The following is a 14,025-nucleotide window of genomic DNA, read 5'->3' as shown; positions in this document are numbered from 1 at the left end:
TCACTCCAGCGAGGCGGCGACGAGTTCGGCGACGTCGAGCACATCGGGGCGCGGGCCCACGACGCCTTCGAGCATGGCCGTGCAGTTCGGGCACGCAACCGCGACCACGTCCGCGCCGATCGTGCGTGCGTCGGCGATGCGGATGTCGGGAATGCGCTGCTTGCCCGGGATGTCGGTCAGCGGCGCTCCACCGCCACCGCCGCAGCAGCGTCCGCGCATGCCGTTGCGCTCCATCTCGACGACCTGGATGCCGATCGTCTTCAGCAGCTTGCGCGGCGCTTCCGTCTCGCCGTTGTAGCGGCCGAGGTAGCACGGGTCGTGATACGTGGTGCGCTTCTCCTGCAGCGCCTCGACGGCCTTCGGCACGATCTTGCCGCTGTCGGCCAGTTCTGCGAGATAGGTCGTGTGATGCTTGACCGTCACGCGCAGCCCGAGCGCACGGTATTCGTTGCGCAGGCTGTGCATCACGTGCGGGTCGGCCGTCACGATCTGCTTGTACGACAGCGTGCCGAGCGTGCCGATCAGGCGCTTCGCCATCTGCTGGAACGTCGCTTCGTCGCCGAGCCGGCGGGCGACGTCGCCCGTGTCGGTCTCGGTCGAGCCGAGCACCGCGTAGTCGACGCCCGCCTTGTTCAGCACCGTGACGAACGCGCGCAGCGTGCGCTGGTAGCGCATGTCGAACGCGCCTTCGCCCGCGACGAACAGCACGTCGACCGGCTTGCCCGGCTGCGCGACGGGCGCGCTCAGGTCAACCGACCAGTCGTAGCGCGCGGCCGTGTCGTAGCCGCCCATCGTGCCCGTTTCACGCAGGTTCGCGAGCACTTCCTGGCCCTTGCCGGGCACCGTGCCGTGCACGAGCGTGCGGTTGCGGCGCATGTCGACGATCGCATCGACGTGTTCGATCAGCATCGGGCATTCCTGCACGCATGCGCGGCAGGTCGTGCACGACCACAGCGTCTGTTCCTCGATCAGGCCCGACACGATCGGGCCGTTCGGCTCGCCGCGATGCTGGCCGACTGCAAGGCCCGGCGACGGGCTGCCGGCGTACGCCGCATCGGTGCCGCCCGCCATCCCGACCACGAGATCCTGGATCAGCTTCTTCGGGTTCAGCGGCTGGCCCGACGCGAACGCGGGGCACGCGGCTTCGCACTTGCCGCACTGCACGCAGGCGTCGAAGCTCAGCAGCTGGTTCCAGCGGAATTCGACCGGCTTCTCGACGCCGTACTCCTGATGCTCGATGTCCGGCAGCTTCAGCGCGGTCGGCGGCGTGGCCGTACCGTTGCCGGTGAACGATTCGCGCGTCGCGGCGAAACGCTCCTGGCGCGGGTGGAACGCGAGGTGCAGCAGGCCGGCGATCGCATGCTTCATCGGGCCGCCCTTCGCGGCGCCGACCGTCATCGTGAATGCGCCGACGCCGATCAGCAGCGCGCAGAGCACCGCGAACGCGCCCGACATCGCGCCGGTCGGCACCAGCATGAACAGCACGAGGCCGAGCGCGAACGAGCCGAGCAGCCAGGGCAGCGTATTCCACGGGCCGCGCGACAGGCGGGCCGGCACATCCTTGGCCGCGCGCCGGCGCCACACGAACACCGCACCGACCAGCATCGCGAGCGCCGCGAGGAAGATCAGCTTGTCGAGCCACGGCGAGTAGATCGCGAGGCCGTAGTTGATGAACACCAGCGCCAGCGCGCCGATCGCGCCGCCGGCGGTCGCGACGTGCGTCTTCGCGATGTACGGGTCGCGGGCGACCACGTGGTGCAGGTCGACGAAATAACGCTTCGGGATCGCGAACAGGTTCGCGACACCGAACGAGCCGGGCGCCGTGGCGCGGCCCAGACGCCAGTAGGACGAGCGCTTCGCGACCGCGAACGCGAGCCCCGCCACCGACAGCCACAACAGGGCGGTAATGAGGAAGGACGGATTCATCTTTTAGAAATCCTTCACGAGACGCAGCGAGTCGTAGATCGCACCGTGGACGTTATGCATCGAGATGCAGTCGCCGACACGGAACAGCAGGAAACGGCCGTTGCCGAGCGCTTCCGACAGGCACGGCTGCGGCTCGGCCGCGAACAGCGTGTGCGGATCGATCTGGCCGCGGTTCACCGATTCCGGCTTGAGCTTCCAGTACAGTTCGTCGTTCGGCGACGAGCCGTTCTCGATCACCACCTGGTCGACCGCGCGCTCTTCCAGTTCTTCCGTGTACTCGTTGCGCAGCACGGCGATCAGCTTGCCTTCCTCTTCGTAGACGCGATCGAGCATCGTGTTCGGCGTCGGGATCACGCCGAACGCGTACAGGCGGCGATAGAAGATCGGGAACGTCGTGCCGCCGCAATCGTCGGCGACCTTCACGTCCGGCGTGACGACCTCGACCTTCGAGCCGCGGCTCGCCATGAAATCGGCCACGCCGGCGCCCGCATGCGTGCTCACGCCGTCGAACAGCAGGACGTTCTGCTTCGGCTCGACCTTGCCGGTCAGGATGTCCCACGAGCTGACGGCGAGCCCTTCGGCCACCCCCCAGCCCGGAACCTGCCACGTGAAGCTCGAGCCGCCCGTCGCGAGCACGACGATGTCCGGCTTCTCGGCCATGATCATCTTCTCGTCGGCGGCGACGCCGAGACGGCGGTCGACGCCCAGGCGCTTCGTTTCCATGTCGAACCAGCGGATGATCCCCGACATCTGCTCGCGCTGCGGCGCCTTCGCGGCGATCATCACCTGGCCGCCCACTTCCGCGTTCTTCTCGAACAGCACGACGTCGTGGCCGCGCAGCTTCGCGACGCGCGCCGCCTCGAGGCCCGCCGGGCCCGCGCCGACCACCACGACCTTGCGCTTCGGACCGCGCGACTTCTCGATGACGTGCGGCATCGTCGCTTCGCGCGACGTCGCCGCATTCTGGATGCACAGCACGTCGAGGCCGTTGTACTGGCGGTCGATGCAGTAGTTCGCGCCGACGCACTGCTTGATTTCGTCTTCGCGGCCGTCGCGGATCTTGATCACCATGTGCGGATCGGCGATCTGCGCGCGCGTCATGCCGACCAGGTCGATCATGCCGGTCGCGAGCAGGCGCTCGGCCTGGCCCGCGTCGCGGATGCTCTGCGCGTGCATCACCGGAATCTTCACGACCGACTTGATGCCGGCCGCGAGGTGCACGAACGGCTCCGGCGGCAATGCCATCGGCGGCATGCAGTTCGCGATCGTGTTGTGCGTGTCGCCGCCCGAGCCGACCACGCTCAGGTAGTCGATCAGGCCCGTCTCCGACATCGCCTGCGCGATTTCCTTCAGCGCTTCGTGATCGAGGCCGTCCTCGTGGAATTCGTCGCCGCACATGCGCAGGCCGACGCAGAAATCCTTGCCGACCGCTTCGCGCACGGCCGTCAGCACTTCGATGCCGAAGCGCAGGCGGTTTTCGAGGCTGCCGCCCCATTCGTCGGTGCGGTGGTTCGAACGCTTGCTCCAGAACTGGTCGATCAGGTGCTGGTGGGCGGCCGAGATCTCGATGCCGTCCATGCCGGCTGCCTTCACGCGCTTCGCGGCCGCCGCGAAATCGCCGATGATGCGGCGGATTTCCTCGATCTCGATGATCTTCGCATTGCCGCGGTGCACGGGTTCGCGCACCCCCGACGGCGACATCAGGTGCGGCCAGTGCTCGCCGTGGAACGACGAGCGGCGGCCCATGTGCGTCGCCTGGATCATGATCTTCGCGCCGTGCTTGTGCATCGTGTCGGCGAGACGCGTGAGCGGATCGATGATCTTGTCGGTCGACAGGTTCACCGATTTCCACCAGCCCTGCGGGCTGTCGATCGACACGGGGCTCGACCCGCCGCAGATGGCCAGGCCCACGCCACCCTTGGCCTTTTCTTCGTAGTAGCGGATATAGCGGTCGCCCGGCAGGCCGCCCGGCTCGGCATACACCTCCGCGTGCGCGGTGCTGACGATCCGGTTGCGCAGCGTCAGCTGGTTCAGCTGCATGGGTTTGAACAGGTGGGGATAACGCATCGCTGGCGACCTCTGGCGTTCGAATGTCTCGTGTTGCGGGTGTTGTTCTGTTTCAGTGAGTCAGTGCATCAGTGCGCGATCGGCGACACTTCGAAGACGCAGTGGTCGTGATGCTCGGCCGCGCACTGCACTTCCTTCGATTGTGCGCGCGGCGCACCCTTGCCTTCCGGCGTCGTGTCGTTGACCCAGTCCATCGCGCCGGCGAACCAGCCTGCGAACATGTAGCAGAGCTTGCCTTCCTTGCCCGGCTGCTGGAGCACGAACGACGAGTGGCGCAGCTCGATCTTCGCGCGCGCGCTGGCCGGATCGGCTTCGATGATCGAGAACAGGCCCCAGCCGCGTTGCGACAGGCGCTTCAGGTAGTGTTCGAACACCGCCATGCCGGTCAGGCCGTGCAGCTTCGCTTCCTTGTCGCACCAGTGGTAGGCCGATTTGTAGCCGGCCTTGTAGAGGATCTCGGCATACGCTTCGACGCCGAGCGCTTCCTCGACGGCAACGTGGTTGTTCGTGAAGAAGTGGCGCGGCACGTACAGCATCGGCAGCGCGTCGGTGGTCCAGACGCCGGTATCGGGATCGACGTTGATCGGCAGTTGCGGTTGCATCGTGGTGACTCCGTGAGGAAAGTGGCCGCGCGGCTCAGTGCGCAGGCGCGACATCGTCCGCGCGCCCGCGCGGCTTGCGCGGGCACGTCCCGATTTTTCTAATGTTGAATCGCGGGTAGCGGTTCGGCTCGATGCGGCGCTTATGCGCCCCACACGTCCTTGAACACGCGCACCCAGTTCTCGCCCATGATCTTGCGGATACGCGACTCCTTCCAGCCGTGGCGTTCCATCGCCGCGGTCAGGTTCGGGAACTCGCCGATCGTGCGGATGCCGTCCGGGTTGATCACCTTGCCGAAGTTCGTCAGCTGGCGATAGCGGCCCTTGTCATGCGTCAGCATGTCGAAGAATTCCTTCGCGAAATCCTGCGTGAAGTCCGTGCCGATGCCGACCGCGTCCTCGCCGATCAGGTTCACGACATAGTCGATCGCCTCGATGTAGTCGTCGATGTTCGCTTCGATCCCGCGCTTCAGGAACGGCGCGAACATCGTCACGCCGACGAAGCCGCCCGCATCGGCGATCTCCTTCAGCTGCACGTCGCTCTTGTTGCGCGGATGCTCCTTCAGGCCCGACGGCAGGCAGTGCGAGTAACACACCGGCTTCTTCGAGAACGCGATCGCTTCCGACGACGTGTTGCCGCCCACATGCGACAGGTCGACCATGATGCCGACGCGGTTCATCTCGGTGATCACTTCGCGGCCGAAGTCCGACAGGCCGCCGTCACGCTCGTAGCAACCGGTGCCGACCAGGTTCTGCGTGTTGTAGCAGAGCTGCACCACGCGCACGCCCATGTCGGCGAACGCTTCGATGTAGCCGAGGTTGTCCTCGAACGCATGCGCGTTCTGGAAGCCGAGGATGATCCCGGTCTTGCCTTCCTTCTTCGCGCGGAAGATGTCGTCCGTCGTGCGCACGAGCGTCAGCAGCTCGCCGTTGTCGCGGATCTTCTTCTTCATCACGCCGATGTTGTCGACGGTCTTGGCGAAGTTCTCCCACACCGACACCGTGCAGTTCGCGGCCGTGATGCCGCCACGGCGCATGTCCTCGAACACCGGCTTCTCGAACTTCGAAATGTTCAGTCCGTCGATGATGATGCTGTCCTGATGCAGCGTGCTCATATCTGCTCTCGCTCGTGGGTCTGTTCTTGTGGGGTCGATCAGTAGATCGGGAAGCGTTCGCACAGCGCGAAGATCTCGCGGCGCACGCGCTGTTCGGTCGCGTGGTCGCCTTCCGGGTTCGCGCGCAGCGCGTCGAACACTTCGAGGATCAGGCGGCCGACTTCACGGAATTCCGCGACGCCGAAGCCGCGCGTCGTGCCGGCCGGCGTGCCGAGACGGATGCCCGAGGTAACGGTCGGCTTCTCTGTGTCGAACGGGATGCCGTTCTTGTTGCAGGTGATGCCCGCGCGTTCCAGCGCCTGCTCGACCGGCGCACCCTTCAGGCCCTTCGGGCGCAGGTCGACCAGCAGCAGGTGGTTGTCGGTGCCGCCCGTGACGAGATCGACGCCGCCGGCCTTCAGCACTTCGCCGAGCGCTTGAGCGTTCGCGAGCACGTTGTCGATATAGGTCTTGAAGTCCGCATGCAGCACTTCGCCGAACGCGACGGCCTTGCCGGCGATCACGTGCATCAGCGGGCCGCCCTGCAGGCCGGGGAACACGGCCGAGTTGATCTTCTTCGCGATGTCCTCGTCGTTGGTCAGCACGAAGCCGCCGCGCGGGCCGCGCAGCGTCTTGTGCGTGGTCGACGTGACGACGTGCGCGTGCTCGACCGGGTTCGCGTGGCGGCCCGCGGCGATCACGCCGGCGATGTGCGCCATGTCGACCATCAGCTTCGCGCCGATGCTGTCGGCAATCGCGCGGAAGCGCGCGAAGTCGAGCGCACGCGGGTACGCCGAGAAGCCGGCGATGATCAGGTTCGGCTTGTGCTCGTGCGCCAGCGCCTCGACCTGGTCGTAATCGATCCGCATCGTGTCGCGGTTCACGCCGTACTGGACGGCATTGAACCACTTGCCCGACAGCGCCGGCTTCGCGCCGTGCGTCAGGTGGCCGCCGGCATCCAGCGACATGCCGAGCACCGTGTCGCCCGGCTTGGCCAGCGCGAGCATCACCGAGCCGTTCGCCTGCGCGCCCGAGTGCGGCTGCACGTTCGCATAGCCGGCGTTGAAGATCTGCTTCACGCGTTCGATCGCCAGCGCCTCGACTTCATCGGCGAACTCGCAACCGCCGTAGTAGCGCTTGCCGGGATAGCCTTCCGCGTACTTGTTCGTCAGCACCGAGCCCTGCGCCTCGAGCACGGCGCGCGACACGATGTTTTCCGACGCGATCAGCTCGACCTGCGACTGCTGACGCTCGAGTTCCTTCAGGATGGCGCTGCGCACCGGCGCGTCGCGCTCGGCCAGGGGCTGCGAGAAGAAAGGCTGGGTGTTCGACATAGTGCGTCCGTGACGAAGAATAAAGGGCTGCAACCAAAGCTCAAGGCCCGCCCTGCCTGGGTTTCCCGCTACGCCAGTGCAAGGTTGCCGACGGCTCTATTCTTGTCGTTCGGATTTTCGGCGGATTGATGAATTTAGACGCGTTCTTTGCCTTTTCCGCCATGCACGTCCGTTTTATACAAGTGACCGGTCGTGCTTTTTCGGATGACTTACCAAAACGGCGTCGGCTGTTCACCTATGGACACGCACACCGGCAGTGCGTTTGCCGCCCGTTCGGGGTGCGGCATCTCCCGGATGCGGTGCAGTGCAACATCGCCCTTACACCCAGACAACGTATGGAGCTAGGGTTTAGCCGTATGGCACGCTTGTTGCGCTCGCTCACACAATACCGCAGCCCGATCCGTGCCTCCCGGGCGTATAGCTATTAGAGATTCTAGGAACGCTCCCCATGTCGCCCGACCGCACAGCGTCGCTGTCCCACTTCGCGTTCATGCCGTTACCGAATTTCACGATGATCGCGTTCACCAATGCGATCGAGGTGCTTCGGATGGCGAACTACCTGAGCGGCCAGCCGCTCTACCGCTGGTCGGTGATCAGCCCGGACGGCGGCCCGGTCACGGCGAGCAACGGCCTCACGGTCGACACGGGCCCGGCCGAATGCGTGGGGCAGCCCGACATCGTCTTCGTGTGCGGCGGCGTCGACGTGCAGCGCGCAACCACGCCGGCCCACCTGTCGACGCTTCGCGCGCTCGGGCATCCCGCTCGGCAGCCTGTGCACGGGCACCTATGCACTCGCGAAATCGGGGCTGCTCGCGGGCTACGCGTGCGCGATCCACTGGGAAAACATGTCGGCGCTGAAGGAAGAGTTTCCGGACACGCGCTTCCTGAAGGAACTGTTCGTGATCGACCGCGACCGCATCACGTGCACGGGCGGCGTCGCGCCGCTCGACATGATGCTGAACCTGATCGCCGCGCGCGTGGGCACCGCGCGCGTCACGCAGATCGCCGAGCAGTTCATCGTCGAACACGTGCGCGACACCAGCGCGCAGCAACGCATGCCGCTCGTCGCGCGGCTCGGCTCGGCGAACAAGTCGCTGTTCGAAGTGATCTCGCTGATGGAGAACAACATCGAGGAGCCGCTGTCGCGCGAGGAGCTCGCGCGGCTCGCGAACATGTCGCAGCGGCAACTGCAGCGCCTGTTCCGCGAACACCTCGGCATGACGCCGACGCATTACTACCTGACGCTGCGGCTGCGCCGTGCGCGCGAGTTGCTGCTGCAGACCGACATGTCGATCATGCACATCACGATGGCGTGCGGCTTCCAGTCGGCGTGCCATTTCAGCAAGAGCTATCGCGACGCGTTCGGCGTCGCGCCGACGCGCGAACGCCGCAAGCAGGTCGCGCCGCTCGCGCAGGGTGTGGCGAGCGCCAGCCCCGCCTTTCCGGCGCATGTGCTGCACGCATAAGCGTCACCGCGACCGGCACATGAAAAAAGCGGCCCTGGCGGCCGCTTTTTTCTTTGCGATTACGATCCCCACACCTGCATTTCATAGAGCGAGTAACCCCACTGCGTCGCGCGCTGCGTGCCGAGCATCCGCACGTAACGACCGCTGCCGTTGAGATGCGGCAGCGTGACGTGGGTATATGAAACGCCGTTGCTCGTCGAATAGATCGTCGTCCAGTTGACGTTGTCGTTCGACGTCTGGATCTGATAAACGAGCGCGCCCGCATCCCAGTACAGATCGACGTGATCGATGTGCTTCACCGCGCCGAGATCCACGGAGATCCATTGCGAACCGACACCCGCGCCTTCCGGTGAATCCCAGCGCGTGCTCGTCGTGTTGCCGTCGAACGCCTTGTCCGGCGTAAGCGACGCGTTGTAACTCGCCGACGCGGCCGCCGGGTGCCCCTGCGACAGCAGCGTCGGCTGCGCGGCGGCCGGGCCGCCGTAGTAACTCGACCCAAGCTTGGCCTTCGTCGTATCGGCGTTCACGCCGAACTGCGACAGGCTCCAGCGCTGGCCGGTCGTCACGTCGCCGACGTAGAGCTGATAGCCGCCTGCCGTCGTCGACGAGAAGAACACGTAGTTCGTGCCGCTCACCGGCGCCGGATCCGAGTTGTTGCTCACGCAGTCGTTGATCGGCAACGCGTTCGGCGTCGAAGCCGGGTCCGCGGTCTTCGTATAGATCTGGTCGGCCTGGCCGCTGTCTTTCCAGCGCGCGTAGAACACCATGCCGTCCGCACGCACGATCGGGTAGTACGTCTGCAGCCCGGCCGGATTGTCGAACGTCGCGGTCACGCCAGTCGCGAGCGTGCGCTTCATCAGCCCCATGTTCGCGCCGGTGCCCGTCGCGTAGTACACGGCGCTCGAATCGGGCGCGAGATACGGCATCGAATACTCGGCGCCGGCCGGTGCATTCGTCAGGCTCACAACCGACGTGAACGTCGGGCCCGCGCTCGTGTACGACAGCGTCGCCTGCTTGACGTCGCCGTTCTGCTTGAACACCAGCGTCTTGCCGTCCGCGCTGAACTTCGGGTCCTCGTTGCGCGTCGCGCCCGTGCTGTTCGTCAGGTTGACGGGCGGCGTGCCGGCGCCGAGCTGCAGCATGAACACGTTCCACGCGCCGTTGCTGATGCCCATGAACGCCAGCCACTTGCCGTCGGGGCTGAACACGCCGTTCATCGGATCGGTGATGCCCCACGTGCTCTTGCTCAGTTGCGTCAGCGTATGGGCCGAGAAGTCGTAGAGGAACAGCTGGCTCGTGCCGTCGCCGTACTTCACGTAGCTGTGGTACACGAGCTTGCCGGTCAGCGCGGCGGGAAACGTCGCGTTCGGCTGCGCCGCCGGATTGTTGATGCAGGCCGCGGCTGCGACGCCGCTGAACAGGTTGAGTGCGATGCCGGCCACGAGGCCGGCGGCGAGGGTCTTCAGTTTCACGCTGGATGCTTCCGGGTAGGGTCAGGACGCCGCAGACAAGAACCCATGCAAGACGCGCGTGGGTCACGGAGCCGCTGCCAGGCAGCGTGGATTCCGTCTCGGTTGGATATCGGGAATAAAACGTGCTGCAGGATGCCTGCTTGTCAGACGAAAGAACAGCATCAGAGCGCTCAAAAAACATACGGATCAGCGATTGGGGGTGCGCTTGCGTGCGACGGGTGCGGTGCCCTACTCTTTTTTCAGCGAGGCTTCGAGCGGCCGGGGGGCAGGCATGAAGCGATATGCGGCGCTGGCACAGACGATCGCCGACGCGATCCGGCGCGGCGACCTGGCGGCCGGTGCGCGCATCCCCACCGTGCGCGCCGCGTGCCGCGCGTATGGCGTGAGCCCGTCCACCGTGTTCCGCGCGTACTACGCGCTCGAGAGCGAGGGTCTGATCGTCGCGCGGGCGCGGTCCGGATATTTCGTTGCGAACGTCGAAGACAAGCGCGTGCGGATCGGCCACGATCCCCCGCGCAAGCCCGCCCCCCCGCCGGCCGGCGACGACGATACGCTGCTCCGCCTGCTCGATTCCCTCAAATGCGAGGACATCGTCCCGCTCGGCTCGGCATTCGCCAGCTATTCGCTGTTCCCGATGAGCAGCCTGTGGCGCTACGTGGCGTCGGCGGCCCGCAGCATGGATCGCACGAAACTGCTGTCGGGATTGCCGCCCGGCAACGACGCATTGCGGCGCCAGATCGCGCTGCGCTACCTGAATGCGGGCGCTGCATTGCCGATGGACGAGATCGTCATTACGACCGGCGCGCTCGAAGCGCTGACACTCTGCCTGCAGGCGCTGACGCGCCCCGGCGACATCGTCGCGATCGAACGCCCGGCATTCCACGCGGTGCTGCACGCCGTGCAGCGCCTGCACCTGAAAGCCGTCGAGATTCCGGTCGACCCGCGCACGGGCCTCGATCTCGATGCGCTCGCGCAGGTGCTCGACACGCATCCGGTGCGCGCGTGCTGGTTCATGACGTCGTTCCACAACCCGACCGGCGCGACACTGTCCGACGAGCGCAAGCGCGCGCTGATCGACCTGCTCGCGTCGCGCGGCGTGCCGCTGATCGAGGACGACGTATACGCCGAACTGCATTTCGGCACGGCGCCCACGCGCCCCGCGAAACTGTATGACGACAGTGGGCTCGTCCTGCATTGCGGGTCGTTCTCGAAATGTCTCGCGCCCGGGTTCCGGATCGGCTGGGTCGCGGCCGGACGCTTCGTGCGGCAGATCCGGCAGGCGAAAGGCGCGAGCGCGCCGGCCGCCGACGTGCCCGCGCAGCTGGCGATCTCGAGCTACCTGCGCGACGGTGCATACGACCGCTTCCTGCGCAAGCTGCGGCGCAATCTCGCCGCGCACCAGGAACAGATGCTCGCGGCCGTGCGCGCGTATTTTCCGGCGGACACCGAAGTATTCGCGCCGCGCGGCGGGTATTTCCTGTGGCTCGAACTGCCGCCGCGCGTCGACGCGATGCACCTGTTCGACGCCGCGATGGCAAGCGGCGTCAGCATCGCGCCGGGGCCGATCTTTTCCGCGACCGGCGGATTCCGCCGCTATCTGCGCCTCAACTACGGCCGGCCGTGGACACCGGCCGTCGAGCGCGCGATGGAGACCATCGGGACGCTTGCGGCGCGCCAGCGGCACGACGGTTAGCGCCCGGCGTGCGGCCCACGACGACCTACATCGTCCTTGCCTTTCACGCGCAAGCGGCAAAGAATGAAGCGACAGGCAGCCGCGGACGAACGGATTCCTCGCGTCCGATGTTATGGAGAATCACATGAACACCGAATGCGAACGACAGCCGGCGTGTGCTCCGTTGATGGCGCCCGCCCGCCGCTGACGATGCGCGTCCTGCCCAACCGGAACGTGCGCACGCGCGATGCGTGGCGCGCCGTGTTGAACTCACGCGCCGAATCGCGGCACGCCGCGAGCTGCCGTTGCCGGGAATGCGGATTCGTCACGCTCCGCGCACTCGAGCGCTGCCCCGTCTGCGGCCAGTGGGACTGGCCGTTCGATCCGATTCGCCATACGCCCGACCCTGCGCACGCCGCACAGGCGCCGCATGCCGTCCGTTCGTGGTCGTCGCGCGTCGCGCACGCGCTGCGCGATGCGGCGTTCCGGCGGCCGAGTGCGTCGAGCGCACCGATCCTGAGCATCCTGACGCTCGTCCTGCTGGTCGGCGGTTACGTTGTGGTCGATCGAACGTGCAAGGCCGATCCCGTCTGCCGCGGTTCCGGTACGCCGGCAGCGGCCGCGACCGAATCCGGCTTGCATACCGTGAACGAGCCGGTACTGCCGGTATTGCCGACGCCCGTTTTTCCGTTTCATGCGCCCGACGGAACGCCGCAACCGGCAGCCATTCCGCCACACGACGACGCGAATGCCAGCCCGCCTGCAGGCAAGATGCAGGTTGCGCAAGCCGCAACGTCGATGCGCGTACCCGACCGGACACACGCCAGCACGGTTCGCGTGGCGGACTGGAAAGGCAGCCGCGATGCCGCGCATCGCTCGCATCCGATCCGCCGCGTGAGCCTGCATGCGCGCCACGGGCGGTACACCGCATCCGGCAACGCCGGGATCGCGAAACTCTATCGCGGCCACTGAGTGCGCGATTCGCGCCTTCTCGGCCGACGATTCATTCTTCTGACCCACCCTTCACAAAACCTCGTTTGTGCCGCGACGAACGCATGACGTTCAATGGGTCACTCTCCCGCGCCGGCATGCCTCCAACGAAAACGGGCGGCCCGTTTCCGGAGCCGCCCGTGTCGTCGCACGCGTAGCGAACGAACGCTAGTGCATCAGGCCGCCAGCAACCCGTGCGGGTCGATGACGAATTTGCGCGGTGCGCCGCCGTCGAACTTCTTGTAGCCTTCCGGCGCCTGGTCGAGCGAGATCACTTCGACGTTGACGATCTTCGCGATCGGCAGCCGGTCGAACAGGATCGCCTGCATCAGGTTGCGGTTGTACTTCAGCACCGGCGTCTGGCCCGTGAAGAACGAGTGCGACTTCGCCCAGCCGAGGCCGAAGCGGATGCTCAGGCTGCCGTGCTGCGCGGCCTTGTCCTTCGCGCCCGGATCGTCCGTCACGTACAGCCCCGGGATGCCGATCGCGCCGGCCGGGCGCGTGATTTCCATCAGCGAGTTCAGCACCGTCGCGGGCGCTTCCTCCGAATGGCCCGACGAACCGTGGCCGTGCGCCTCGAAGCCGACGCAATCGACCGCGCAGTCAATCTCGGGCACGCCGAGGATCTGTTCGATCTGCTCGCCGAGCGAGGCGTCCTTCGACAGGTCGACCGTCTCGAAGCCCATCGCACGCGCATGCGCGAGACGTTCCGCGTTCATGTCGCCGACGATCGTCACGGCCGCGCCGAGCAGGCGCGCCGATGCGGCCGCCGCCATGCCGACCGGGCCCGCGCCAGCGATATAGACCGTCGAGCCCGGCTTCACGCCTGCGCTCACCGCACCGTGATAACCGGTCGGCAAAATGTCGGACAGGCAGGTCAGGTCGCGAATCTTCGACATCGCCTGATCGCGGTCCGGGAATTTCAGCAAGTTGAAATCGGCGTACGGCACGAGCACGTACTCGGCCTGGCCGCCGATCCAGCCGCCCATGTCGACGTAGCCGTACGCGCCGCCGGCACGCGACGGGTTCACGTTCAGGCACACGCCGGTATGCGTGTCCTTGCACATCGCGCAACGGCCGCAGGCGACGTTGAACGGCACCGACACGAGATCGCCGATCTTCAGCGTCTCGACGTCGCGGCCCACTTCGACCACTTCGCCGGTGATCTCGTGACCGAGCACGAGGCCGACCGGTGCGGTCGTGCGGCCGCGCACCATGTGCTGGTCGGAGCCGCAGATGTTCGTGCTGACCACTTTCAGGATCACGCCGTGGCCGATCGCGCGGCCGCTCGGGTCGACCATCTTCGGATAATCGATTTTCTGGACTTCGACCTGGCCCGGTCCAAGATAGACGACACCTCGATTGCTGCTCATCGTATTGTCTCCATGTCTCGTTGGATGGCGTC

9 protein-coding genes and 1 pseudogene are annotated in these 14,025 nt (G+C 66.2%); 3 read left to right on the top strand and 7 right to left on the bottom strand.

Annotation, left to right across the window (positions count from 1 at the left end; all coding sequences use genetic code 11):
• The 5 genes from ACWMMN_RS19715 to ACWMMN_RS19695 form a co-directional block, all read right to left on the bottom strand.
• Positions 1 to 1,926 carry a (Fe-S)-binding protein gene (locus ACWMMN_RS19715; RefSeq protein WP_256087212.1) on the bottom strand — a complete coding sequence of 642 codons (1,926 nt, stop codon included), beginning with the start codon at positions 1,924 to 1,926 and terminating at the stop codon, positions 1 to 3.
• Between the two features lie 3 nt (positions 1,927 to 1,929).
• Positions 1,930 to 3,993 (bottom strand): NADH:flavin oxidoreductase, encoded by a 2,064-nt coding sequence (locus ACWMMN_RS19710; protein WP_174992526.1) that lies wholly within the window; start codon positions 3,991 to 3,993, stop codon positions 1,930 to 1,932.
• Positions 3,994 to 4,061: 68 nt separating this feature from the next.
• Positions 4,062 to 4,595, bottom strand: coding sequence for a DUF5943 domain-containing protein (locus ACWMMN_RS19705; RefSeq protein ID WP_006488993.1), 534 nt, complete (start codon positions 4,593 to 4,595; stop codon positions 4,062 to 4,064).
• 140 nt (positions 4,596 to 4,735) lie between these two features.
• Positions 4,736 to 5,707 (bottom strand): dipeptidase, encoded by a 972-nt coding sequence (locus ACWMMN_RS19700; RefSeq protein WP_059239233.1) that lies wholly within the window; start codon positions 5,705 to 5,707, stop codon positions 4,736 to 4,738.
• Positions 5,708 to 5,745: 38 nt separating this feature from the next.
• Positions 5,746 to 7,020 carry a serine hydroxymethyltransferase gene (locus tag ACWMMN_RS19695; protein WP_174992527.1) on the bottom strand — a complete coding sequence of 425 codons (1,275 nt, stop codon included), beginning with the start codon at positions 7,018 to 7,020 and terminating at the stop codon, positions 5,746 to 5,748.
• Between the two features lie 448 nt (positions 7,021 to 7,468).
• Here ACWMMN_RS19695 and ACWMMN_RS19690 point away from each other — a divergent pair.
• Positions 7,469 to 8,486: pseudogene (locus tag ACWMMN_RS19690) on the top strand (GlxA family transcriptional regulator).
• A 59-nt stretch (positions 8,487 to 8,545) separates the two neighbouring features.
• On the opposite strand, the gene ACWMMN_RS19685 reads toward ACWMMN_RS19690, so the two are convergent.
• Positions 8,546 to 9,958 carry a discoidin domain-containing protein gene (locus ACWMMN_RS19685; protein WP_174992529.1) on the bottom strand — a complete coding sequence of 471 codons (1,413 nt, stop codon included), beginning with the start codon at positions 9,956 to 9,958 and terminating at the stop codon, positions 8,546 to 8,548.
• A 271-nt stretch (positions 9,959 to 10,229) separates the two neighbouring features.
• Between ACWMMN_RS19685 and ACWMMN_RS19680 the strand changes: the two genes are divergently transcribed.
• Positions 10,230 to 11,651 (top strand): aminotransferase-like domain-containing protein, encoded by a 1,422-nt coding sequence (locus tag ACWMMN_RS19680; protein WP_486423823.1) that lies wholly within the window; start codon positions 10,230 to 10,232, stop codon positions 11,649 to 11,651.
• Between the two features lie 189 nt (positions 11,652 to 11,840).
• Entirely contained in the window at positions 11,841 to 12,602 is a 762-nt protein-coding gene (locus ACWMMN_RS19675; protein ID WP_174992542.1) for a hypothetical protein, read from the top strand.
• Positions 12,603 to 12,796: 194 nt separating this feature from the next.
• Here the strand turns inward: ACWMMN_RS19675 and fdhA are convergent, their stop codons facing one another.
• Positions 12,797 to 13,993 carry a formaldehyde dehydrogenase, glutathione-independent gene (gene fdhA, locus ACWMMN_RS19670; RefSeq protein WP_059239222.1) on the bottom strand — a complete coding sequence of 399 codons (1,197 nt, stop codon included), beginning with the start codon at positions 13,991 to 13,993 and terminating at the stop codon, positions 12,797 to 12,799.
• Positions 13,994 to 14,025 lie beyond the last annotated feature (32 nt).

This window comes from Burkholderia cepacia complex sp. TUM26381, from assembly GCF_057439935.1.
The sequence above is the reverse complement of the archived record's forward strand: the minus strand, read 5'-3'. Positions and strand labels throughout refer to the sequence as shown.

Excerpts from the sequence above, each read along its gene's own strand:
- ACWMMN_RS19715 (WP_256087212.1), bottom strand. The coding sequence starts at position 1,926 with ATGAATCCGTCCTTCCTCATTACCGCCCTGTTGTGGCTGTCGGTGGCG.
- ACWMMN_RS19710 (WP_174992526.1), bottom strand. The coding sequence starts at position 3,993 with ATGCGTTATCCCCACCTGTTCAAACCCATGCAGCTGAACCAGCTGACG.
- ACWMMN_RS19705 (WP_006488993.1), bottom strand. The coding sequence starts at position 4,595 with ATGCAACCGCAACTGCCGATCAACGTCGATCCCGATACCGGCGTCTGG.
- ACWMMN_RS19700 (WP_059239233.1), bottom strand. The coding sequence starts at position 5,707 with ATGAGCACGCTGCATCAGGACAGCATCATCATCGACGGACTGAACATT.
- ACWMMN_RS19695 (WP_174992527.1), bottom strand. The coding sequence starts at position 7,020 with ATGTCGAACACCCAGCCTTTCTTCTCGCAGCCCCTGGCCGAGCGCGAC.
- ACWMMN_RS19680 (WP_486423823.1), top strand. The coding sequence starts at position 10,230 with ATGAAGCGATATGCGGCGCTGGCACAGACGATCGCCGACGCGATCCGG.
- ACWMMN_RS19675 (WP_174992542.1), top strand. The coding sequence starts at position 11,841 with ATGCGCGTCCTGCCCAACCGGAACGTGCGCACGCGCGATGCGTGGCGC.
- fdhA (WP_059239222.1), bottom strand. The coding sequence starts at position 13,993 with ATGAGCAGCAATCGAGGTGTCGTCTATCTTGGACCGGGCCAGGTCGAA.